Here is a 22,833-nt window from a genome sequence, read left to right on the forward strand (position 1 = left end):
GAAGTACCTTGCGAAGCAAGGTGATGGGGGCAAATAATCAAGTAAATTTTTCTATATATTCAATCCCCCTTCGGTTTCGCTTCGCTCAACCACTTCCCCCGTAAACGGGGGCAGAATAAAACAGAGGAATTAAAAAATGGCATACAGCGATAAAGTTATTGATCACTATGAAAACCCACGTAACGTAGGTTCATTCGACAAAAAAGCATCAGATATCGGTACAGGTATGGTGGGCGCACCAGCGTGTGGTGACGTAATGCAACTTCAAATTAAAGTGAACGAACAAGGTATCATTGAAGATGCTCGTTTCAAAACTTACGGTTGCGGTTCAGCGATTGCATCAAGCTCACTTATTACTGAATGGGTAAAAGGCAAATCATTAGATGAAGCTCAAGCAATCAAAAACAGCGACATCGCAGAAGAGCTTGAATTACCACCAGTAAAAGTACATTGCTCAATTCTTGCAGAAGATGCAATTAAAGCAGCGATTGCAGATTACAAAGAGAAAAACGGTAAGTAATCTTTAACAAGCGGTTGGTTTTTGCGAAAAATTTGCAAATCTGACCGCTTGTGTTTTCGTTTATTGTTAATTTTAAAAAGGTTTTATTGTATCAGACGAATGAAAGAAAATTTACTTCGCTCTGCTCCCCTCTTTAGCAAAGAGGGGCTGGGGGAGATTTGGCAGAAGTAAAGAACGAAGAATATAAATTGTTTATTCCCAAATAACAGTAACTCTGTTCTGAATTATCTCTCACTTCGTTTATTCGTTTGACAAATCTCCCCTAACCCCTCTTTACTAAAGAGGGGAATGAGATCTTTTTAAAATTAACTATATTCACAAGGAGAAAAAATGAGTATCACCCTAACAGAAACTGCGGCAGATCGTGTTCGTACCTTCCTTGAAAACCGTGGCAAAGGCATTGGTTTAAGGTTGGGTGTTAAAACGTCTGGCTGTTCAGGGTTAGCTTATGTCCTTGAATTTGTTGATGTATTAAACGAAGATGATCACGTTTTTGAACAACACGGTGTTAAAATTATCGTCGATGAAAAAAGCCTTGTTTACCTGAGTGGTACAGAATTAGATTTTGTCAAAGAAGGATTAAACGAAGGATTTAAGTACAACAACCCAAATGTGAAAAACGAATGTGGTTGTGGTGAAAGTTTTAACGTCTAAGAGGTTCTGATGTCAAATCCATTTACGCTTTTTGATCTGCCTGTGCAATTCCAAGTAGATAATGCTCAACTCTCTGAGCGTTATTTAGCCTTACAAAAATCGCTTCACCCCGATAATTTTGCGGCAAGTTCTGCGACAGAACAGCGTTTAGCAATGCAGAAATCGGCGGAAATTAATGATGCGTTACATATTCTCAAAGATCCGATTTTGCGTGCTGAAGCGATCATCGCTATTCATACGGGTGAACAGCAAGATATTGAGCAAAAAAGTAACCGAGATATGGCGTTTTTAATGCAACAAATGGAATGGCGTGAAACCTTAGAAAGCATTGAAACCACAAAAAACGAAGCGGATCTCACCGCTTTCACCCAAGAGATTGAGCAACAGCAAAAAGTCATTTTGCAACAACTTGAACAGGCTCTCAGTGCTCAACAATGGACGGACGCACTAGCCATTAACGATAAACTTCGTTTTATTAAAAAATTATTGGTAGAAGTTGAGCGAGTAGAAGAGAAGTTGTTTGAGTTTTAATTGTGTGGTATTCGCACAAAAGAAAGTAGGGACGCCACGCTTGGCGTCCATTGAATATAGACTTTTCACTCATCTAAAGAATGGACGCCAAGCGTGGCGTCCCTACATAGAAAAATAAATATGAAAACCCTCGAAGAACTGAACGATAAACAAAAATCCGCTTGGCCAATTATGCAAGATTGGTTCAAGCAAGCGAATAACCATTATGAAATCCTGCCGAGAGATGTGGAAAATGCAGGGGCAGAATTGGTGGGAATGCAGTTACCGACAAGTACGCCACTGGGTGCGGTAATTTATGAAACGGGCGGTATTTTAGTCGATCACGGCTGGTTACGCATTTTAGGTTCGGGTAATGAGAAACTGCCACGCGGTTTGTTTGAGTGGAATTTTGGTAAAACCTTTGAACAATCGGGCGAAAGACCGTTTCATTTACTGATTGCTGATGATGCCATTGGTGGTTATTTTGCGGTGAACGGGGGCGGATTAGGCGAAAAAGTCGGTTTAGTTTATTATTTCCACCCGAAAAAGCAGAAATGGGAAAGTATTGGCTTAAATTATTCACAATTTATCGGCTGGGCATTAACTGCCGATACTGCTAGTTTTTACCACAGCCTGCGTAGTGAAAATTGGCAAGCTGAGATTGCAGATTTAAACGGCAATCAAGTGATAAATTTAGACACAAAACAAAAACAACCGATTGAACGCCATTATCAAGCGACATTTGCACCTGATGATATGGGGTATGCGGTGAATTAACATAATCCCTTCCCCCGTTTACGGGGGAAGGTGCCGAAGGCGGATGGGGGCAAACGAAGTTTGCAAAATTTTTTCAAAATCAAACCGCTTGTAGTTGTCCTAACGGACAATCCCCCCCTCCCTAGCCCTCCCCCGTAAACGGGGGAGGGGAATGAGTTATAGAGAGATAATAAAATGTCATTACTTCAAATTGCAGAACCAGGGCAAACGGCAGCGCCGCACCAACATCGCTTGGCGGTGGGGATTGACCTTGGGACGACAAATTCTTTAGTAGCAACGGTGCGTAGCGGACAAGCTCAGGTATTACTTGATGAGAAAGAGCGTGCGTTAGTGCCGTCGGTAGTACATTATGCTGCTGAGAATAAAGTTGTTGGTGTGGAAGCCTTTGAGCAAGCAGTAGCTGATCCGCAACATACAGTGATTTCTGTAAAGCGTTTAATTGGTCGTTCTTTGGCAGATGTTGAACAGCGTTATCCAAATTTACCTTATCAATTTGTTGCGACGGATAACGGCTTGCCGTTAATTCAAACGCTACAAGGCAATAAAAGTCCGATTGAAGTGTCTGCCGATATTTTAAGTCACTTAAATCAATTTACAGAAAAACGCTTAGCAGGCGAATTGGCTGGCGTGGTGATTACTGTACCTGCTTATTTTGATGATGCACAACGTCAAAGTACCAAAGATGCCGCTCGTTTGGCAGGGCTTAATGTACTGCGTTTATTAAATGAGCCAACTGCTGCGGCTATTGCTTATGGTTTGGACAGTGGTCAAGAAGGTGTTATTGCCGTATATGACTTAGGTGGCGGTACTTTTGATATTTCGATTTTACGCCTGAGCCGTGGTGTGTTTGAAGTTTTGGCAACAGGTGGCGATACCGCTTTAGGTGGCGATGATTTCGATCATCTGTTAGCGAATTGGATTGCGGAACAAGCAGGTATTCAGCCAAATACAGTAAGTCAGCAACGTGAACTACTTACTCTTGCCACTCAAGTGAAAATTGGCTTGTCACAAGCGGAGAGTTTTACTGCAAAATTTGCAAATTGGCAGGGTGAAATCAGCCGTTTGCAATTTAATGAGCTAATCCAACCGCTTGTAAAACGCTCGTTAATGACTTGTCGCCGAGCCTTGAAAGATGCTGGGGTAGAAGCTCAAGAAGTGCGTGAAGTGGTGATGGTTGGTGGTTCAACGAGAGTGCCTTTTGTGCGTGAACAAGTGGGCGAGTTTTTCGGCAAAACGCCATTAACCTCTATTGACCCCGATAAAGTGGTGGCGTTGGGGGCGGCTATTCAAGCGGATATTTTAGTCGGCAATAAGCCTGATGCAGAAATGTTGTTATTAGATGTGGTGCCACTTTCGCTAGGAATTGAAACGATGGGCGGATTAGTAGAAAAAATCATTCCACGCAATACCACTATTCCTGTGGCAAAAGCACAAGAGTTCACCACATTTAAAGATGGACAGACTGCGATGACGGTTCACGTTGTACAAGGTGAACGTGAGTTAGTCGATGATTGCCGTTCACTTGGACGTTTTACCTTGCGTGGTATTCCTCCGATGGTCGCTGGTGCAGCACACATTCGCGTGACTTATCAAGTTGATGCGGACGGGTTACTGAGTGTCACCGCAATGGAAAAATCAACCAAAGTGCAAGCCTCTATCCAAATTAAGCCGTCTTACGGTTTAACGGACGAAGAAGTCACTGAAATGATTAAATCGTCAATGACGAATGCGAAGCAAGATATGGAAGCCCGTCAGCTGGCGGAACAGCGTGTGGAGGCAGATCGTGTGATTGATAGCGTTGTCATTGCGTTGCAAGAAGATGGTGCAGAGCTACTTTCGGTTGATGAATTTAAAGGGATTGAAGCGGAATTACAGAAATTGATTTACGCAAAACAAGGAACAGATCGCCAAGCTATCCAGCAAGGTATTAAAGATCTTGATCTTGCCACCCAAGAATTTGCCGCCAGACGAATGAATTTATCCATTCAAAAAGCCTTAGCAGGTAAGGCGGTTGATGAGGTGATGGGATAAAATCCAGTAGCAACTGTGTTTACACACAAAAAAGTTATTCAATTTTGACCCACAGATTCTGTGGATAAGTAGCGTGTAGCATCCCATTTTTCATTGCGTCTAACCAACGCATTCATAATGGTTAGCAGTTTACGCATACACGCCATAATAGCGACTTTCTTCGCTTTGCCTTTTGCAACCAATCGGGTGTAAAAGGCTTTAAAAACAGGTTCAAAGCGAATTGCCGATAGTGCTGCCATATATAAGGCATTACGAACAATCGCTCGACCACCATAGCAAAAGGATTTTCCTTTCCATTGACCGCTTTCCTGTGGATGCGGAATAACGCCAACGAGTGAGGCAATTCTTTTGCTGCTTAGCTTGCCTAATTCCGGCAGGCTTGACATCATCACGGCGACGCAATTTTTGCCAACGCCTTTGATGTCTGAGATAAGGTCAGCTTTATCACTAAAATGCTTACTTTGGTCGTCGATATCTTTATCAAGTTCGGCGATTAATTTATCAAGCATTTCAATGTGTTGTTGGATATTGTCCAACTGGGTTTCGTGGCTTTGTTGCAAACGATTTAGCTCTGCTACTCGCATATCGACAAGCTGACGACGGCGAACCACAAGGGCTTCCAGCTGTTCTTCTTGCTCAGAAAGCGGAACATACAACTGATGCTCTACTTCGCCTTTAAGCTCACAAGTGAGCCCATAGAAAGCGAGATTAACCGCATCTTTTGCATCGGTTTTGGCTCTCGTTTGAGATTTTGCAAACTCACTGGCTTTCAGTGGATTAGCAATAAATACACGATAACCTGCTCGAGCAAGGGCTTTTGCCACGGGGATTTCTAATCCACCCGTTGCTTCAAGCGTTATCAGAGCCACATTAAACTGGCTTAAATAGTCCAAGGTATGTTGAATACCTTTGGCGTTATTGGTTTCGGTTTTGGTCTTTTTCTGATGGGAAAAACCAATCACGAAATTGCGTTTAGCAACATCAATACCACAATAAATCGGAGCGTTCATCGGTAACCTGCCTTGTATTCGGGTTTATATTTCAACTGTTCGGTTTTGCTGATGAAGTTATCCACGCCTACGCTACAGAACGAGTTTTAGCTCTAGGGACACCCAAGCTGTGGATAACGTTATGGTTTATGTTGCTAGTTTACTATAATTTTAATATACAAGGGACACACTGCGTGTGTCCGCAAAATAAATAACGGACACACGCAGTGTGTCCCTACAAATAAACAGAAGATATTAGAGGACATTATGCCAAAAATTGTTTTTCTTCCACACGAAGAATTTTGCCCAGAGGGTATGGTTGTTGAAGCTCAAACAGGTGAAAACTTATTAGAAGTTGCTCACAATGCAGGAGTTGAAATTCATCACGCTTGTGACTGTTCTTGTGCTTGCACTACTTGTCACGTTGTAATTCGTGAAGGTTTTGACAGCTTAAATGAAACATCAGATCAAGAAGAAGATATGTTAGACAAAGCGTGGGGCTTAGAAATCGACAGCCGTTTGTCTTGTCAATGTATCGTGGGTGAAGAAGATCTCGTTGTTGAAATTCCAAAATATAACTTAAATCACGCAAATGAGGCAGCACACTAATGAAATGGACTGATGTAAGAATGATCGCAGAAAATCTGTATGATATGAACCCAGATTTAGATCCAACCACCGTGCGTTTTACTGATATGCACAAATGGATCTGCGAGATGGAAGATTTTGATGATGATCCAGAAGCGTCAAATGAACATATCTTGGAAGCGATTTTAACGATTTGGTTAGAAGAGTATGAATAACCCCATAGGGCTGTAGAACAAAAAGTTGGTAATAATTATATTCCTGATTCTTACCAACTCTTTGATTTAAATAGTTCTTCTATCTTATATATTGTCCTGTAATTCCTGCAAGAACCCACCACTTTGATGAGCCCACAGTTTTGCATAGACACCATTGAGAGCTAATAATTCCTCGTGACTACCTTGCTCAACAATTTCGCCTTTATCTAATACAATCAAGCGATCCATTGCCATAATGGTCGATAAACGGTGTGCAATGGCAACGACAGTTTTCCCTTCCATTAATTCGGTCAAATTTTCTTGAATAGCGACTTCCACTTCAGAGTCTAAGGCACTGGTTGCTTCATCTAATAATAAAATCGGTGCGTCTTTCAACATCACACGAGCAATCGCAATACGTTGCCGTTGCCCACCAGACAGTTTAACCCCTCGCTCGCCAACATGTGCATCATAGCCTGTTCTGCCTTTAGCATCACTGAGAAGCGGAATAAAATCAGAGGCGGAGGCTCGCTCAACCTCGTCCTGATAAAAGCTCATACTTTGTCCGAGCATCAAACGCCACAAAATAGCTTCTCATTCCTTTGATGCTTTCAAAAATAAAAGAAATAACCTTTGCTCGAGGTGTATTCGGCATATCTTCTGGATAAGGATTAATGCGATTTTCAAACCAACCAAATAATTTATTTAACACGAGCTTTCCTTATAAGTATGATGGGGAGTAAAAATTGAAAGGTGATAAATGTAGCGGACACACTCAGTGCGTCCCTACCATTTGAAAAGAAACTATTGTTAGTTCCGTAGCAATAACTATGGATTTAGCAATTTCTCATCTAATGCTAAATCTTCGTTACGGTTAATACCAATCGGTTGTTTTAACACATTACGCGCAATTTCGTGTGCATCAGCTAAAGAGTGTTCTTTATAAGAGCCACATTGATATTCGTTTAATTCAGGAATTTTAGACTCATCAGGCACTTTTTCTAACGCATCACGCATAGAGGCTTCCCACGCTTTTGCCACTTCTTCAGCCGAAGGTGAACCAATTAACGACATATAAAATCCCGTACGGCAACCCATCGGGGAAATATCAATAATTTCAACGGTATCGCTATTGAGATGATCACGCATAAAACCAGCAAATAAATGTTCCATCGTATGAATACCACGAGGTGATAAAATCTCAATGTTTGGACGGACAAAACGCAAATCAAACACAGTAATCGTATCTCCCTTCGGGGTTGTCATTGTTTTTGCAACACGCACCGCAGGAGCGTTCATACGAGTGTGATCCACTTTAAAGCTATCTAGTAAAGGCATAACGATTCTCCAATAAATAAAATTATGTGGGGATTATAGCCTATTTAAGCCTGAGTTTTCATACAAGCGGTAAGTTATTCGAAATAATTTGCAAATTTTTACTTCAAACAAACCGCTTGCTTTCTAGTCAGTTCAATCAAAATTCTGTATAATCGCTCGTCTTTTGTGATCTTCATCACAATTTTGGATTTCGTCAGATGAGCTTTAGCTCATTATTTTTTATTCTCGGTGGGCGAGCCCCACCCTACAATTAAGTTATTTCAATGCAACAATTAGATACTCAAAAACTGCGTAATATCGCAATCATTGCTCACGTTGACCACGGCAAAACCACGCTGGTTGATAAATTATTAAAACTTTCAGGCACATTAGACACTTCTCGTGGTGATGTAGATGAACGTGTAATGGACTCCAACGACCTTGAGAAAGAGCGTGGCATTACCATTCTTGCGAAAAATACCGCAATTAACTGGAACGGCTATCGTATCAATATCGTAGATACCCCAGGACACGCAGACTTCGGTGGTGAAGTTGAGCGTGTACTTTCAATGGTGGACTCGGTATTACTTGTGGTCGATGCCTTTGACGGTCCAATGCCACAAACCCGTTTCGTAACCCAAAAAGCATTTGCTCACGGTTTAAAACCTATCGTGGTTATCAATAAAGTTGACCGCCCAGGTGCTCGCCCTGACTGGGTGGTGGATCAAGTATTCGACTTATTCGTGAACCTTGGTGCGACAGACGAACAATTAGATTTCCCAATTATTTATGCTTCTGCATTAAATGGTGTTGCAGGTTTGGATCACGAAGATCTTGCACCAAATATGGATCCGCTCTTTGAAGCAATTGTAGGGCAAGTTTCTCCGCCAGATGTTGAACTTGATGCACCGTTCCAAATGCAAATTTCACAGTTGGATTACAGCAAATATCTAGGTGTTATCGGTATCGGCCGTATCAAACGTGGTACGGTTAAACCTAACCAACCTGTGACTGTCATTGATGCAGAAGGTAAAACCCGTAATGGTCGTGTTGGTCAAGTGTTAGGTCACTTAGGCTTACAACGCTATGAAGCCACCGAAGCCTATGCCGGCGACATCATTGCGATTACAGGTTTAGGCGAATTAAACATTTCAGATACCTTATGTGACATCAACAATGTTGAAGCACTTCCAGCTTTATCTGTTGATGAACCGACAGTGACAATGTTCTTCTGTGTAAACACATCACCCTTCTGCGGTCAAGAAGGTAAATTCGTTACTTCACGCCAAATTTTAGAGCGTTTGAAGAAAGAGTTAGTGCATAACGTCGCATTACGCGTAGAAGAAACTGATGACTCTGATGTTTTCAGCGTATCGGGTCGTGGTGAATTGCACTTGTCTGTATTAATCGAAAATATGCGTCGTGAAGGTTATGAATTAGCGGTATCTCGTCCAAAAGTAATTTTCAAAGAGATTGATGGTCGTAAACAAGAGCCGTTTGAGCAAGTGACCATTGATATTGAAGAACAACATCAAGGGGCGGTGATGGAAGCGCTTGGTATCCGTAAAGGTGAAGTGCGTGATATGATCCCAGATGGTAAAGGTCGTACTCGTTTAGAATACATTATTCCAAGCCGTGGCTTAATCGGTTTCCGTAATGAGTTTATGACGATGACATCAGGTACAGGCTTACTTTACTCAAGTTTCAGCCACTATGACGATGTAAAAGCAGGTGAAATTGGTCAGCGTATTAACGGCGTATTGATTTCAAACGGCACAGGTAAAGCCCTTGCTTACTCGCTCTATGCACTACAAGATCGTGGTAAATTAATGATCGATCACGGTGCAGAAATTTATGAAGGGCAAGTAATTGGTATTCACAGCCGTTCAAATGACCTAACCGTAAACCCGCTTGAAGGGAAAAAACTCACCAATATGCGTGCGTCAGGTAAAGATGATGCTTTAACCTTAACAACGCCAGTTAAATTCAGCTTGGAACAAGCGTTAGAATTTATTGATGATGACGAGTTAGTGGAAGTAACACCAAAATCAGTGCGTATTCGTAAAAAATTACTCACTGAAGTAGAACGTAAACGTGCAAGTCGTACCACGACAAGTACCAGCACGAAGTAATGAGAAGTAGGGGCAACAATGCCCCTAATAATTTATAGGAGATTAAAAATGTTTGTAGAAATTTACGGCAGATTAAGTTGCCCTTATTGCGTTCGAGCAAAACAGCTTGCAGAAAAAATGAAAGCAGAATTACCTGATTTCGATTTTAAATTTGTCGATATGATCGCTGAAGGTATTGAAAAACAAGATTTAGAACCGCGTGTGGGTAAACCTGTTGCGACTGTGCCACAAATCTTTTTAGATGAGGTTCACGTTGGCGGTTATTCGGATTTTGCTCCTCTTATAGAAGAGAAGTTTGGAATTAAATTATAAGAAGATTTTAACTTACCCATTTGGAATTCGGTTAGTTAATCTGTAGCATTGCCTATAATAGGCTCCTGACATATGAGAGAGCTTTTTAAGGGATTGTATACAAAAATTTATATAAGAATTAGGTTAAAGCCTTATTGTTATAAGGCTTTAACTTTCTAATCAACAAAAATTATTCATTATTTTAGTCTATTAAAAATCGTTATATTTAGATATGAGATCAGTTTTTTTATGAATTTAGAATACTTATTTCATATGGGAACCTATTATGATGAATAGAATTATCAATATAGGAGCTGGTGTAATAGACAAAATAGCAATTAAGAAATCATTATAAATATTTAGACTGTCGGGAGTAATATCGCAGGGTATGAGATCACATAGATCGTGTTCTTTACTCTCCATTGCTATTGTGTTTCAGTCCATTAAGCGCAACCAGCCCTTTATTACAACTTTTTTTCTGCATGATGAGATCTAATTTGAGGATCTGTTGTTTTGATGAAGAGAGTTTGTTCTTCATTGTCTGCATTTGAGTATGTGTACCAGGTTGTTTTTCTGCATCAGCAATCAGTTTATCAACTTCTTGAAACATTTTTTGGCACTGTTCAGGTAATATGCCATTGGTTTGAGGTTTGGTCATTACCAGTGAAGATGTTTTCAATTCAGTAGTGAAACCACTTATTGCAATGAATAACGCACCAGTTGCGATAATCATTGAACGTAAAATAGCGTTTTTCATAGTGTTCCTAATGATTAGTTTAACTGTTAGATGAAAGTTACGCATATTAACATAGATCTCAAGGTATCGTCACGTACTATTTAAGGATCTTTATCTACGGTGTAAATAATTTGTTAAATCTAGAAATTCTATTCACAAATAATTTACAAAGCTGCTAAGCAGATAAATGAGTGGTATTTTGCCTAACTTGATTTATATCAAGTTGTAACAATATAAATTTCATATTTTTTAAATATTTAGCTCAAAAATGTGATCAATGTAATAATTTTGCTATTTTTTATTTGCTTATTTACGAGTAGAATAGATTCTTGACATTATTGCTACTTATTAATCTTTGATTGGTAACTGTGCAAAAACAATGTTGATTGGGGGATTACTTGGTATTCTTGTAATCAATAATTCAGACTTGTATATATAAAGAGGTTTGAGATGTTAGACGTTGTTGAACTCTCACGTTTGCAGTTTGCTTTAACTGCTCTCTATCACTTCTTATTTGTACCGCTTACATTAGGCCTTTCTTTCGTTCTTGTGGTGATGGAAACCTTATATGTAACAACAGGTAAAGAAGTGTATAAGGATATGACAAAGTTCTGGGGTAAGTTATTTGGTATTAACTTTGCTCTAGGGGTAACGACAGGGATTACAATGGAATTCCAATTCGGTACTAACTGGTCATATTATTCTCATTATGTGGGTGATATTTTTGGTGCTCCATTAGCGATTGAAGGCTTAATGGCGTTCTTCTTAGAATCTACCTTTATTGGTCTTTTCTTCTTTGGTTGGGATCGTTTATCAAAAGGTAAACACTTACTAACGACTTTTGCGGTCGCATTTGGTTCTAACTTCTCTGCTTTGTGGATCTTAGTTGCTAACGGTTGGATGCAAAGCCCTGCAGGTTCAGAATTTAACTTTGAAACAATGCGTATGGAAATGGTCAGTTTCTCTGACTTAGTGCTAAACCCAGTAACACAATCTAAATTCTTACACACTGTTTCAGCGGGCTATACCTGTGGTGCGATCTTCGTATTAGGTATTAGTGCATACTATATCTTAAAAGGTCGTGATCTTGGATTTGCTCGTCGTTCATTCTCAGTAGGTGCAAGTTTCGGTTTAGTCGCCATCATTTCTGTATTAATCATGGGTGATGAGTCAGGCTATGAAATCGGTAAAGCACAGCCTGTGAAATTGGCGGCAATGGAAGGTGAATTTGAAACTCACCCAGCTCCAGCTGCGTGGAATGCGTTTGTTATTCCTAACACCGCTGAAATGAAAAATGAAATGGCAATTTCAATTCCTTATGCTGCAGGTATTATCGCAACGCGTTCTTTAGACAAAGAAATTAAAGGTTTGAAAGATCTTCGTGAAGAGAATGTACAACGTGTACGCAATGGTATTGTTGCTTATGGTTTATTAGAAAAATTACGTTCTGGTAACTATACTGAAGCAGATAAAGAAGCATTTAAAGCGGTTCAAAAAGATCTTGGCTTTGGTTTACTTTTAAAACCATATACAGATAAAGTTATTGATGCAACAGAAGAGCAAATCTTAAAAGCAGCAGCGGATACTATTCCAAACGTAGGTCCAACATTCTGGTCATTCCGTATTATGATGATTGCCGGTGGTTTAATGTTATTACTCATTATCGCAGCATTTGTTCAAAATGTACGCGGTACAGTAGGTACTAAACCATTGTTATTAAAAGCATTGTTATGGGGTATTCCACTTCCTTGGATTGCGATTGAAAGCGGTTGGTTCTTAGCTGAGTATGGTCGTCAGCCTTGGGCAGTGTACGAAGTATTGCCAACAGGGGTTGCGAACTCTGCATTAACAGCGGCAGATCTTTGGATCTCAATCGGCTTGCTATGTGGTTTATATACCGTATTCTTGGTAGTTGAAATGTATTTAATGTTCAAATATGGTCGTCTTGGCCCAAGTGCATTAAAAACAGGTCGTTACCACTTTGAACAATCTGCGAAATAAGTAGGAGTAAAATATGTTAGATTATGAAGTTCTACGCTTTATTTGGTGGATTTTAATTGGTGTACTTTTAATCGGCTTTGCGATTACCGATGGTTTCGATATGGGAGTATTAACCCTATTACCAATGGTAGGTAAAAGCAATGTTGAACGCCGTGTAATGATTAACTCAATCGCTCCGCACTGGGACGGTAACCAAGTTTGGTTATTAACTGCAGGTGGTGCGATCTTTGCAGCCTGGCCAACGGTTTATGCAGCATCATTCTCAGGTTTCTATTTGGCGATGATCTTAGTTCTAGCGGCATTATTCTTCCGTCCAGTGGGCTTTGAATACCGTGCGAAAATTGATGATCAAAAATGGCGTAATACTTGGGACTGGGGATTATTTGTGGGAGGTTTCGTTCCATCATTAATCTTTGGTGTTGCATTCGGTAACTTATTACAAGGCGTACCATTCCACTTTAACGAGTTAAACCAAGTAACTTACGAAGGTTCAACCCTTTGGAAATTATTAGGCTTATTAAATCCATTTGCATTACTTTGCGGTGTGGTAAGTTTAATGATGCTCACCACTCAAGGTGCAACTTGGTTACAAATGAAAACAACGGGCGAATTGCGTAACCGTGTAAGAAATGTTGCTCAAGTGACCGCTTTAGTAGCGTTAGGTGCATTCTTACTTGCAGGTGTTTGGGTTTACTTCAAAGATGGCTTTGTGATTACCAGTGCTTTGGATCACAATGGTCAATCTAGTTTAGTGAACAAAACAGTCGTATTAGAAAGCGGTGCTTGGTTCAAAAACTACTTTGAAATGCCTGTATTATTCATCATTCCTGGTTTAGCGGTGATTGGTGCATTAGGTACTGTGGTTAGCTCTAAAGCAAATAATGGTGGACTTGCATTCTTATGTTCATCAATTATGCAAGCGGGCGTGATCTTAACGGCAGGTGTTGCAATGTTCCCATTCGTAATGCCGTCAATTACTCACCCAGAAATGAGTTTAACAATGTGGGATGCAACTGCAAGCCATAACACATTAACAGTAATGTTTATTGTGGCGTGTATCTTCGTTCCAATCGTATTAGCTTATACTGTGTGGACTTACTTCAAAATGTTTGGTCGTCTTGACGCTAAATATATTGAAGAGAAAAGTGCAAGTTTATACTAAGGAGAACCAATATGTTTTATGTAACTTGGGTACTAGGTGTGTTACTTGCTATTCTGTTTGCAACAGTAATCACTGTAAGTATTGAAAAAACAGGTAAGTTTGACGAGTAAGATGGTTAATTCACTCTATCAACTCACAAGAAAGGGCTGGCTACAAGCCCTTTCTTTTATCCTTTCTATTGCAATGTTTGCAATGATATTGCTCTATTCCAACACCTTTGCTCTCTACTTTGGTGGAAAAATTCCTTATTTAGTAGCAGGCGTTTTCTATGGTATGTTGATTTTATTTGTTCACGGTTTTGGCTTTGAGATTAAATCAACACGATGGCAAATGGTTTTTATGCCGTTGTTGGGATATGCCATTATCTTACCTTCATTAATTGCATTAGTCGTGCTGCATTAGCCTTTAAATTAAGAACCCAAAGCAATGGGTTCTTATCATATTGCTTGTTTTATATTTAATTTATTTCTAAAAATACTTGCACAACGATTTTTCTCTCTCTAAAATGGCGAGTAATTTACGCCTGATTTTTGGGCGTTTTTCGTTTTGGAAAGATAGATAGGGCATTGCAATGGATTTTCCTATTCGTGTGTATTATGAAGATACTGATGCAGGTGGTGTGGTTTATCACGCGCGTTATTTACATTTTTTTGAGCGTGCAAGAACAGAATTTTTACGTCAATTAGGCTTTTCTCAACAGCTATTATTAAGTCAATCAATGGCTTTTGTTGTGAAAAAAATGGATATTGACTATAAAAAACCTGCTTATTTAGATGATTTTCTCACAGTTAAAAGCATTATTTCTGAACTAAAGGGTGCAAAAATAGTCTTTAAACAGACATTATGGCGAGATGAGGAGTGCTTGTGTGAAGTGAGTGTGGTTGTCGTGAGTGTTGATCTAGCAAAAATGAAAGCAATCGCCATACCTGAAGATATTAAGCAGGCTTTTAACGCTATAATCTCAATGTAATTGTTTTATTTGGAGTTTTTATCAATGGCAACTGAATTTAATTTAGTTTCATTATTTATGGAAGCGAGTATTGTTGTTAAGTTAGTTATCTTAATACTGATCTCTTTTTCCGTGTTATCTTGGGCAGTGATTATTCAACGTAGCCGCGTATTAACAAGAGCTAAAAAAGATTCTTTAAACTTTGAAGATCGTTTTTGGTCTGGCGAAGATTTACATCGTTTACACGAAGGGTTAGAACATCGTCGAGATGGTTTAACTGGAGCTGAACAAATTTTCTACGTTGGTTTTAAAGAATTTAACCGCTTACAGCAAGCAAACCCAGATTCGCCAGAGTCAATTATTCAAGGTTCTAGCCGTGCAATGAATCTTGCATTAAACCGTGAATTAGAAGAACTTGAAAATTACATTCCGTTCTTAGGTACTGTTGGTTCGATCAGCCCATATATTGGTTTATTTGGAACAGTTTGGGGGATTATGCACTCATTTATGGGACTAAGTGCGGTAAAACAAGCAACCTTACAATCTGTTGCACCAGGTATTGCCGAAGCATTAATTGCCACAGCGATTGGTTTATTTGCAGCAATTCCTGCAGTAATGGCATATAACCGTTTGAACTTGCGTGTAGGCAAATTAGAGCAGAATTATGTGAACTTTATTGATGAGTTCACCACAATTCTACATCGCAAAGCGTTTGCGAAAAAATAAGTAAAAATTAAGTGAAATGCTACCGCTTGTTGTGGTAGTTTGAATGGATAGATAAAGAGGAAACTATGTCTTACCGTCGTCGTAAACGTAATGACATTAAATCTGAAATTAACATCGTGCCATTTTTGGACGTGTTACTGGTGTTATTGCTGATTTTTATGGCAACAGCACCGATTATTAGTCAAAGTGTGGAAGTGGAATTGCCTGAAGATCGCCATAGTCAATCCGTTTCAAATGAAGATAAAACCCCTGTTATTTTAGAGATCGCTGGGGTCGCTTTGTACAAATTGAAAATTGACGGAAACTACATTCAAGTTAATGAACAAGAGAACTTAGCGGAGCAAGAAGTCATTGCTTATGCTGGTGAGGCTTTCCAAAAAGACAATAATACCTTATTCCTTGTGGCAGGTGGTAAAGACGTACCTTACGAAGAGGTAATGAAAGGGATCTCATTATTAAAAGATGCAGGGATCAAAACCGTAGGTTTAATGACCGAAGGTAAATAGTCAGCGAGGATAGAGCGTGAAATATCAAAATGATAGATTAGAACTCGCTATAATTGTGTCAGTTTTACTGCATTTATTGTTGATAGGCTTATTAATACTGGGTTCTTTTTTCACTAATACTCACTTAGCTTCTGCTGGCGGAAGTGGCGGTGATAGTGAATCTCTTGAAGCTGTGATGGTTGATACTGGACAGGTAGCCGCTGAATATGGGCGATTAAAAGCTGAAAAGCAAGGGCAAGCGAAGGTTGAACCTAAAGAAGAGCCTAAAGAGGAAGTTAAGGAAGAGGTTGAAGATAAACCTACCCCAGAAGAAATTGCTGAACAACAAGAACGTGAGAAGGCAATTCAGTTAGCTCAGCAGAAGCAACAAGAAGAAAAACGTCAGCAAGAATTGGCTCGTCAAGAAGCATTGAAACAAGAGCAAATTAAGCAAGAACAGTTGAAAAAACAGCAGGAAGAAGCAACACAACGTAAACTTGCAGAAGCAGCCCGTTTGAAAGCTGAAGCTGAAGCAAAACGTTTAGAAGCCCTTGCAAAGCAAGCGGAAGAAGAACGGAAAATAAAAGAAGCAGAGCAACAAAAACGACTTGAAGAGCAGAAAAAGCTAAAAGCAGAGCAGCAAGCTCAAGCTAAAGCACAAGCAGAAAAAGAAGCAAAAGAGAAAGCAGAACAAGAAGCGAAGCTCAAAGCAGAAAAAGAAGCAAAAGAGAAAGCAGAACAAGAAGCGAAGCTCAAAGCAGAAAAAGAAGCAAAAGAGAAAGCAGAACAAGAAGCGAAGCTCAAAGCAGAAAAAGAGGCGAAAGAAAAAGCCGAGAAAGAAGCTAAGGCAAAAGCGGAAAAAGAAGCGAAAGCCAAAGCCGCTGCAGAGGCAAAAGCGAAAGCAGAAGCGGCTGCAAAAGCTGAAAAAGCGAAAAATAATAAAGTACTTGATGATTTTTTAAGTGGTGGCGAAGTTGGCGGTGGCACGAGCAACGGCGGTAATAAAAATAGTGCCGGCTCACAAGGCTCTGGCGGTACAAAAGGTTTAGGTCAGGGTGCTAATGTTGATGGTAATGCCTATGGGCAACGAATTAAGAAACTTATTCAGTCAAAATACCGTGTTGATCCGAGTTTTGCAGGTAAACAATGTGATGTGAAGATTTTCCTAGAGCGAGATGGTACTATTACCAACTATCAAGTCGTTTCAGGGGATAAAGCAGTGTGTGATGCAGCTGTAAGTGCGATTGTGGCAACCCGTAAAGTGCCGCCTGCACCGTCAGATGCAGTTTATCAGCAATATAGATCACCAACATTAGATTTTAGTTTAAAAGTTCAATAGTTCAACCTAGAGGGTTAAGATGAAATTAGTATCTCGTTTAACGAGTATTCTTGGTATTGTCGGATTATTTTTTTCTGTCGGTGTAAAAGCTGAGTCAGATGTCAGAATTTCGATTGACCAAGGTGTGAGTATGGCTCAACCGATAGCGGTTATTCCATTTAAAGCAATGGGGGGCGTACCTGATGATGTCGCTCAAATTATCGCAGATGATTTGAGAAATAGTGGTAAGTTTACACCGCTTGATCGTGCTAGTTTACCAGCTCAACCGAGTTCAGCAGCAGAAGTCAATCCTGAACAGTGGACAAATATCGGCATTGATAATGTGGTTGTGGGGCAAGTGTCTGCAGTAGGTGGTGGCTATAACATCGCTTATCAATTAGTGGATACTTTGGGAACTTCAGGAGCAGCAGGAAATGTGATTGCTCAAGGTTCATTTAATGTTCCAGCTGCCCAAATGCGTTTAGGGGCTCATACGGTAAGCGATCAAGTATTTGAAAAATTAACACAGATCCGTGGTGCATTTAGAACTAAAATCGCTTATGTGGTACAACGTGGAGTGTCCTCTTACGAGTTGCGTGTATCAGATTATGATGGTTTTAACGCCTTTACCATCGTAAAAAGTAAAGAGCCTTTGATGTCACCAGAATGGTCACCAGATGGTTCAAAATTAGCTTATGTGACTTTTGAAAACAAAAAATCACAGGTTGTTGTTCACGATATTCGTTCGGGAGCAAGAAAAGTGATCGGATCTCTTAGAGGGCATAATGGGGCGCCTTCATTCTCACCAGACGGTTCAAGAGTGGCGTTTGCTTCTAACCAAGATGGTGTATTAAATATTTATGTAACAGGGGTGGGCGGTGGTTCACCAAGACAATTAACCAGTAACGCAGGAAATAACACCGAACCAAGCTGGTCACCAGATGGTGGTTATATCCTGTTTACATCAGACCGTGGTGGCTTACCACAGGTTTATCAAATGAGTTCATCTGGTGGCGGTGCTAGCTTAATTGGTGGCAGCGGCAGTGGTAAAATTTCGGCAGATGGCAAGAATTTAATCATGGTTTCAGGTGATAGAATTGTAAGACGAGATCTTGTTTCAGGTAGCACAGAAGCAATCAGTTCTACGTTTTTAGACGAAAGTCCAAGTATTTCACCAAATGGAACAATGGTTATTTATAGCTCTACCAAAGGTGTGAGTAAAGTGCTACAATTGGTGTCCGCAGATGGGCGTTTCAAAGCTAATTTGCCGGGAGCAGGTGGACAATATAAATTCCCTGCTTGGTCACCTTATCTGACTAAACAATAATTCTTTTTGGAGAAAAAAATGAAAAAACTAGCTAAAGTTTTAATGATTGCGGCACCAGCTTTCGTTTTGGCAGCATGTAGCAGCTCAAACGACAATGCAAGTGCTAATGCAAGTGCTAATGCAGGTCAAACATTCGGTGGTATGTCTGTTCAAGATTTACAAACCCGTTACAACACTGTATATTTTGATTTCGACAGCTACACACTAAAAGCTGAAGATCAACAACTTTTAGATGCACACGCACAATACTTAGTTGCATCTAAAGGCAAAGTAACTGTTGCAGGTCACGCTGATGAGCGTGGTACTCCAGAGTACAACATCGCCTTAGGTCAACGTCGTGCTGACGCAGTTAAAGATTTTTTAGCAACTAAAGGTGCTAGCAACGTGGCAACAGTTTCTTACGGTGAAGAAAAACCAGCAGTATTAGGTCACTCAGAAGCTGATTACTCTAAAAACCGTCGTGCAGTGTTAGAGTACTAATTTTTAGTTTTCTAAAATGCCAAATAGTAAGGCCCCGAATTTTCGGGGCTTTATTTTTATGTGTAAATTCATCATTCCTTAATTATTTTTTAAGGATTTTCCGTTAAAATGCTCACAATTTTGAATAAGTAAATAAGGGCAATAGATGCAATTTATTGGGAAAATTCTCGGTTTCATTTTAGGTTATAAGTTTTTTGGCGGATTTTTTGGCGGTTTGCTAGGGCTTATTATTGGGCATTGGGGCGATAAAAAACTGTATGAGCTAGGTAGCGTATCTTCAACTATGTTTGGCAAAGCACTAACTCGTCAGTCACTCTTTATGCAGACAACTTTTGCGGTATTAGGACATATTTCCAAAGCAAAAGGACGAGTAACGGAAAATGATATTCAGCTCGCCCGTCAGCTAATGGCGAATATGAAACTTGACGCAAATAACCAGCAACTTGCCCAAAAAGCCTTTACTTTGGGGAAAGAGGCTAACTTTCCGCTACGCCAAGTTATGCAAGAATTTCGTGAAGCCTGCGGACAACGCCGTGATTTATTGCGTTTCTTCGTAGAAGTCCAAATGCAAGCGGCGTTACAAGATGGCAATTTAGATGGCAATGAGCAGCAAATTTTATTCACTATTGCTGAAACATTGGGAATGTCTCGCTTACAGTTTGAACAGATGATCGCAATGGTGGTGGCGGCTCAACGTTTCCGTTCAGGCTATTATCAATATGAACAGCACGGCTCAAGCCAACAAGGACAATATCAAGGAAATTATGGCGGTTATCAGCGTTCGAGCGGGCCAAGTTTAAAAGACGCTTATAGTATATTAGGGGTATCAGAAAGCGACGATCAAACGACGGTTAAACGTGCTTATCGTAAATTAATGAATGAACATCACCCGGATAAATTAGTCGCAAAAGGTTTACCGCCTGAAATGATGGAAGTGGCAAAAGAAAAAGCACAGCAAATTCAAGCCGCTTATGATCTTATTTGTAAATCAAAAGGATGGAAATAATGCAAACCCGTTCTCATATTGTTCCGCTTTTTTTAGCTATTGTAATCATCGTAATTGCCGTGTGGTCAGGACTTAATCCGACTGATCGTGCGGTGTGGTATGCCGAAGTTATGCCGATTTTTGTGGTGTTCGGCTTATTGGTGGTGACTTATCCTCGTTTTCAATTTAGTGGACTTGCCTATGTGCTGATGTCACTGTGGATGATTATGCACCTAATCGGTGCAAAATATACCTTTGCGAATGTGCCGTTTGACTGGGCAAATCAATATTTGACCTTTTTAGGCGAAGATCGTAACCACTTTGACCGTGTGGCTCACTACATTATCGGCTTTTATAGCTTCCCGATGGCGGAATGGTTATTGCGTAAACGTAAATGCGGCTTGGGCGTGGCATTCTTCTTTTCGCTCTTTTTTATTATGTCGGTTGCCGCTGCCTATGAAATTATCGAATGGCAATATGCGGTAATTGAAGGGGGCAATGCGGGCATTGAATTTTTAGGTTCGCAAGGTGATATTTGGGACGCTCAAAAAGATATGCTCGCTGATACACTAGGGGCAATTACCGCATTAATCATCTACTTAATTGCCCGACCTGACTTACGTTTGCGCCATTCTTCTTACTAACAAGCGGTCGGATTTTGTGGAAAATTTACCAAAAGTTATCCTTGCACCAATGCAAGGGGTGTTAGACCCTTTTGTGCGTCAATTATTAACGGCAGTCAATGATTATGATCTGTGCATTTCAGAATTTGTGCGAGTGGTCGATCAAAAACTGCCGAAGAAAATCTTTTACCGCCTTTGCCCTGAGCTACACAATAACGGCTTTACCCCATCGGGTACGCCTGTGCGTGTACAAATTTTAGGGCAACATCCACAATGGTTAGCGGAAAACGCAGCACTTGCCGTAGAGCTTGGCTCGCACGGGGTCGATCTCAACTGCGGTTGTCCGTCTAAAACGGTGAATGGCAGCAATGGCGGTGCGTCCTTGTTGAAACAACCTGAGTTGATTTACCGAGCAACAAAAGCAATGCGAGAAGCGGTGCCTAGCCATCTTCCCGTGTCGGTCAAAGTGAGACTGGGCTGGGATAGTAGCGAACAAGCCTTTGAGATCGCCGATGCGGTGGTGCAAGGCGGTGCAACGGAAATTACCGTACACGGCAGAACTAAAATGGACGGCTATCGAGCAGAACGCATTAATTGGCAAGCAATCGGCGAGATAAAAAAACGGTTGCCTATCCCCGTGATTGCGAATGGTGAAATTTGGGATTATCTCTCTGCTCAAAAATGCCGTGAAGTGACCGCTTGCGATGCGTTAATGATTGGGCGTGGGGCGCTAAATGTGCCAAATTTAAGCAAAGTTGTGAAATATAATCAGCCTAAAATGGCGTGGAACGAGGTATTACAGCTCTTATTTCAATATGTGCATATGGAAAACGAACTGGATACCGGTTTTTATCACGTTGCACGCATTAAACAGTGGCTACGTTATCTCGATAAAGAGTATCCCGAAGCGGTGCAACTGTTTGATATTCTCAAAACAGAACACGGCTATGAAGGGTTGAAACAGCATATTATACAAGCGGTGAAATTTTAATGGAAAAACGTATTTTTACTGAAGAAATAGTTGAAAAAGACGAAAAACATCAACCTAAACAAGAGTTTAGCAATGCCGATATTCAGCTTGACGAAGAAGAAAAAGCAGTTGAAGCAGAACTGATTATTGAAGAAAGTTTAAAACCATCTCGCTTTTGGCTAAGGTTATTTCTGGCGGCATTAGCCTTGTTTGGCATTGCGACTATTGCTCAATCGGTACAATGGTTGATTGATACTTGGCAAGCAAATCAATGGATTTACTTTGCCTTTGCCGTTGCCTTTTTTGGTATCAGCTTGGTTGGTGTTGGTGCTATCATCAATGAATGGCGGAAGTTACGTTGGTTGCGTAAACACAATTATAATCAACAAGTGAGCCAACAATTACTACTGGAAACAGCCGATACAAGCGGTGAAAAAGCACGAGAATTTTGCAAATTGGTGGCTAAAAATTTGGCTCAAACACCGATGGTTCAACAAGCGGAGCAACGTTGGCAGTCTCAGCTTGATGAAGCCTATAACAGCAAAGAAGTGCTGTATCTTTTCAGTGAAAATGTGTTAAGCCCGATTGATAACCAAGTCAAAAAGATGATTAGCAAAAATGCGGCGGAAAATGCAATTATTGTTGCGGTAAGTCCTTTAGCATTGGTGGATATTTTAATGGTGGCGTGGCGAAACATTGCTTTAGTCAATAAAATCACCAAAGCCTACGGAATGGAATTGGGCTATATCAGCCGTTTGAAACTGTTCCGAATGGTGATGACGAATATGGTCTTTGCAGGGGCGACGGAAATTGCCAGTGATGTTGGATTAGATTTTTTCTCACAAAATCTCACCGCTCGTTTATCAGTTCGAGCAGCACAAGGGATTGGTGTGGGACTGCTCACTGCTCGTTTAGGCATTAAGGCAATGGAATTTTGCCGCCCGGTGACGTTCCAACAAAATGAACGTCCAAAACTTTCTGTTGTCAGACAAGAGCTGATCGGCGTTCTAAAAGAACAAATGTTCAGTAAAAGTAGGGAAGAATTTGAGTTTTTCCACAATAATTAAT

Annotated in this window: 27 protein-coding genes and 1 pseudogene; 23 read left to right on the top strand and 5 right to left on the bottom strand. The window is 40.4% G+C overall.

Annotated elements, in window-relative coordinates:
• Positions 1-136 precede the first annotated feature (136 nt).
• From iscU to hscA, 5 genes are all read left to right on the top strand, one after another.
• Positions 137-520, top strand: coding sequence for a Fe-S cluster assembly scaffold IscU (gene iscU / locus J1G47_RS04105; RefSeq protein WP_010785899.1), 384 nt, complete (start codon positions 137-139; stop codon positions 518-520).
• A gap of 330 nt (positions 521-850) precedes the next feature.
• Entirely contained in the window at positions 851-1,174 is a 324-nt protein-coding gene (iscA, locus tag J1G47_RS04110; protein WP_010785898.1) for an iron-sulfur cluster assembly protein IscA, read from the top strand.
• Between the two features lie 9 nt (positions 1,175-1,183).
• Positions 1,184-1,705, top strand: coding sequence for a Fe-S protein assembly co-chaperone HscB (gene hscB / locus J1G47_RS04115; RefSeq protein WP_016528206.1), 522 nt, complete (start codon positions 1,184-1,186; stop codon positions 1,703-1,705).
• A 120-nt stretch (positions 1,706-1,825) separates the two neighbouring features.
• The gene (locus J1G47_RS04120) at positions 1,826-2,461 is read left to right on the top strand and encodes a DUF2625 family protein (RefSeq protein ID WP_160404926.1); all 636 of its coding nucleotides are present in this window, start codon (positions 1,826-1,828) and stop codon (positions 2,459-2,461) included.
• 174 nt (positions 2,462-2,635) lie between these two features.
• A complete protein-coding gene (hscA, locus tag J1G47_RS04125) occupies positions 2,636-4,492 on the top strand; it encodes a Fe-S protein assembly chaperone HscA (protein WP_160428805.1) in 1,857 nt (618 codons plus the stop codon).
• Positions 4,493-4,530: 38 nt separating this feature from the next.
• On the opposite strand, the gene J1G47_RS04130 is transcribed toward hscA, so the two are convergent.
• On the bottom strand, positions 4,531-5,502 hold the full coding sequence (locus tag J1G47_RS04130) for an IS110 family transposase (RefSeq protein WP_012621529.1): 972 nt from the start codon (positions 5,500-5,502) through the stop codon (positions 4,531-4,533).
• Positions 5,503-5,748: 246 nt separating this feature from the next.
• Here J1G47_RS04130 and fdx point away from each other — a divergent pair, with 246 nt between their 5' ends.
• Positions 5,749-6,090 carry an ISC system 2Fe-2S type ferredoxin gene (gene fdx / locus J1G47_RS04135; RefSeq protein ID WP_005711412.1) on the top strand — a complete coding sequence of 114 codons (342 nt, stop codon included), beginning with the start codon at positions 5,749-5,751 and terminating at the stop codon, positions 6,088-6,090.
• On the top strand, positions 6,090-6,284 hold the full coding sequence (gene iscX / locus J1G47_RS04140; protein ID WP_005711410.1) for a Fe-S cluster assembly protein IscX: 195 nt from the start codon (positions 6,090-6,092) through the stop codon (positions 6,282-6,284). Before fdx ends, iscX begins: the two co-directional genes overlap by 1 nt.
• Positions 6,285-6,368: 84 nt before the next feature.
• On the opposite strand, the pseudogene J1G47_RS04145 reads toward iscX, so the two are convergent.
• The 3 genes and pseudogenes from J1G47_RS04145 to luxS form a co-directional block, all read right to left on the bottom strand.
• A pseudogene (locus J1G47_RS04145) lies at positions 6,369-6,797 on the bottom strand (ATP-binding cassette domain-containing protein); the annotation flags it as partial.
• Positions 6,796-6,975 carry a hypothetical protein gene (locus tag J1G47_RS04150; protein WP_160416548.1) on the bottom strand — a complete coding sequence of 60 codons (180 nt, stop codon included), beginning with the start codon at positions 6,973-6,975 and terminating at the stop codon, positions 6,796-6,798. The gene J1G47_RS04150 and the pseudogene J1G47_RS04145, both read right to left, overlap by 2 nt.
• A 116-nt stretch (positions 6,976-7,091) precedes the next feature.
• Entirely contained in the window at positions 7,092-7,601 is a 510-nt protein-coding gene (gene luxS, locus J1G47_RS04155; protein ID WP_021118024.1) for an S-ribosylhomocysteine lyase, read from the bottom strand.
• Between the two features lie 263 nt (positions 7,602-7,864).
• Here luxS and typA point away from each other — a divergent pair, with 263 nt between their 5' ends.
• Together typA and J1G47_RS04165 are read left to right on the top strand one after the other, a co-directional pair.
• Positions 7,865-9,712, top strand: a complete 1,848-nt coding sequence (typA, locus tag J1G47_RS04160) for a translational GTPase TypA (protein WP_005711406.1) — start codon at positions 7,865-7,867, stop codon at positions 9,710-9,712.
• Positions 9,713-9,760: 48 nt separating this feature from the next.
• Entirely contained in the window at positions 9,761-10,024 is a 264-nt protein-coding gene (locus tag J1G47_RS04165; RefSeq protein WP_012621534.1) for a GrxA family glutaredoxin, read from the top strand.
• A 391-nt stretch (positions 10,025-10,415) separates the two neighbouring features.
• Here the strand turns inward: J1G47_RS04165 and J1G47_RS04170 are convergent, their stop codons facing one another.
• Positions 10,416-10,760 carry a DUF5339 domain-containing protein gene (locus J1G47_RS04170; protein ID WP_005711402.1) on the bottom strand — a complete coding sequence of 115 codons (345 nt, stop codon included), beginning with the start codon at positions 10,758-10,760 and terminating at the stop codon, positions 10,416-10,418.
• Between the two features lie 429 nt (positions 10,761-11,189).
• On the opposite strand from J1G47_RS04170, the gene J1G47_RS04175 reads away from it, so the two are divergent.
• The 14 genes from J1G47_RS04175 to J1G47_RS04240 all read left to right on the top strand — a co-directional run bounded on the left by J1G47_RS04175 (position 11,190) and on the right by J1G47_RS04240 (position 22,832).
• Complete coding sequence (locus J1G47_RS04175; RefSeq protein ID WP_005711400.1) at positions 11,190-12,740, top strand: cytochrome ubiquinol oxidase subunit I; 1,551 nt, start codon at positions 11,190-11,192, stop codon at positions 12,738-12,740.
• Positions 12,741-12,753: 13 nt separating this feature from the next.
• Positions 12,754-13,902 carry a cytochrome d ubiquinol oxidase subunit II gene (gene cydB, locus J1G47_RS04180; RefSeq protein ID WP_010785889.1) on the top strand — a complete coding sequence of 383 codons (1,149 nt, stop codon included), beginning with the start codon at positions 12,754-12,756 and terminating at the stop codon, positions 13,900-13,902.
• 11 nt (positions 13,903-13,913) lie between these two features.
• A complete protein-coding gene (locus J1G47_RS04185) occupies positions 13,914-14,012 on the top strand; it encodes a CydX/CbdX family cytochrome bd oxidase small subunit (RefSeq protein WP_005619000.1) in 99 nt (32 codons plus the stop codon).
• 1 nt (position 14,013) lies between these two features.
• Positions 14,014-14,304: a cyd operon YbgE family protein gene (locus tag J1G47_RS04190; RefSeq protein WP_005711396.1), complete on the top strand. Its 291-nt coding sequence runs from the start codon at positions 14,014-14,016 to the stop codon at positions 14,302-14,304.
• Positions 14,305-14,473: 169 nt separating this feature from the next.
• Positions 14,474-14,872 (top strand): tol-pal system-associated acyl-CoA thioesterase, encoded by a 399-nt coding sequence (gene ybgC / locus J1G47_RS04195; RefSeq protein ID WP_005711394.1) that lies wholly within the window; start codon positions 14,474-14,476, stop codon positions 14,870-14,872.
• 24 nt (positions 14,873-14,896) lie between these two features.
• A complete protein-coding gene (tolQ, locus tag J1G47_RS04200; protein WP_012621536.1) occupies positions 14,897-15,577 on the top strand; it encodes a protein TolQ in 681 nt (226 codons plus the stop codon).
• Positions 15,578-15,642: 65 nt separating this feature from the next.
• The gene (gene tolR / locus J1G47_RS04205; protein ID WP_005711390.1) at positions 15,643-16,083 is read left to right on the top strand and encodes a colicin uptake protein TolR; all 441 of its coding nucleotides are present in this window, start codon (positions 15,643-15,645) and stop codon (positions 16,081-16,083) included.
• Between the two features lie 16 nt (positions 16,084-16,099).
• Positions 16,100-17,401, top strand: coding sequence for a cell envelope integrity protein TolA (gene tolA / locus J1G47_RS04210; RefSeq protein ID WP_176443549.1), 1,302 nt, complete (start codon positions 16,100-16,102; stop codon positions 17,399-17,401).
• Positions 17,402-17,420: 19 nt separating this feature from the next.
• The gene (gene tolB, locus J1G47_RS04215; protein WP_005711387.1) at positions 17,421-18,707 is read left to right on the top strand and encodes a Tol-Pal system beta propeller repeat protein TolB; all 1,287 of its coding nucleotides are present in this window, start codon (positions 17,421-17,423) and stop codon (positions 18,705-18,707) included.
• Positions 18,708-18,725: 18 nt separating this feature from the next.
• Positions 18,726-19,187: a peptidoglycan-associated lipoprotein Pal gene (gene pal, locus J1G47_RS04220; RefSeq protein WP_010785885.1), complete on the top strand. Its 462-nt coding sequence runs from the start codon at positions 18,726-18,728 to the stop codon at positions 19,185-19,187.
• 145 nt (positions 19,188-19,332) lie between these two features.
• Positions 19,333-20,193, top strand: coding sequence for a co-chaperone DjlA (djlA, locus tag J1G47_RS04225; protein WP_207326776.1), 861 nt, complete (start codon positions 19,333-19,335; stop codon positions 20,191-20,193).
• Positions 20,193-20,816, top strand: a complete 624-nt coding sequence (locus J1G47_RS04230) for a DUF2238 domain-containing protein (RefSeq protein WP_075605301.1) — start codon at positions 20,193-20,195, stop codon at positions 20,814-20,816. The genes djlA and J1G47_RS04230 overlap by 1 nt, the downstream gene beginning before the upstream one ends.
• A 49-nt stretch (positions 20,817-20,865) precedes the next feature.
• Complete coding sequence (dusC, locus tag J1G47_RS04235) at positions 20,866-21,786, top strand: tRNA dihydrouridine(16) synthase DusC (RefSeq protein ID WP_234924184.1); 921 nt, start codon at positions 20,866-20,868, stop codon at positions 21,784-21,786.
• On the top strand, positions 21,786-22,832 hold the full coding sequence (locus J1G47_RS04240) for a TIGR01620 family protein (RefSeq protein WP_160441368.1): 1,047 nt from the start codon (positions 21,786-21,788) through the stop codon (positions 22,830-22,832). The genes dusC and J1G47_RS04240 overlap by 1 nt, the downstream gene beginning before the upstream one ends.
• The last annotated feature ends 1 nt before the right edge of the window (position 22,833 follow it).

It is taken from the genome of Glaesserella parasuis (assembly GCF_017352235.1).
Classification (GTDB): domain Bacteria; phylum Pseudomonadota; class Gammaproteobacteria; order Enterobacterales; family Pasteurellaceae; genus Glaesserella; species Glaesserella parasuis.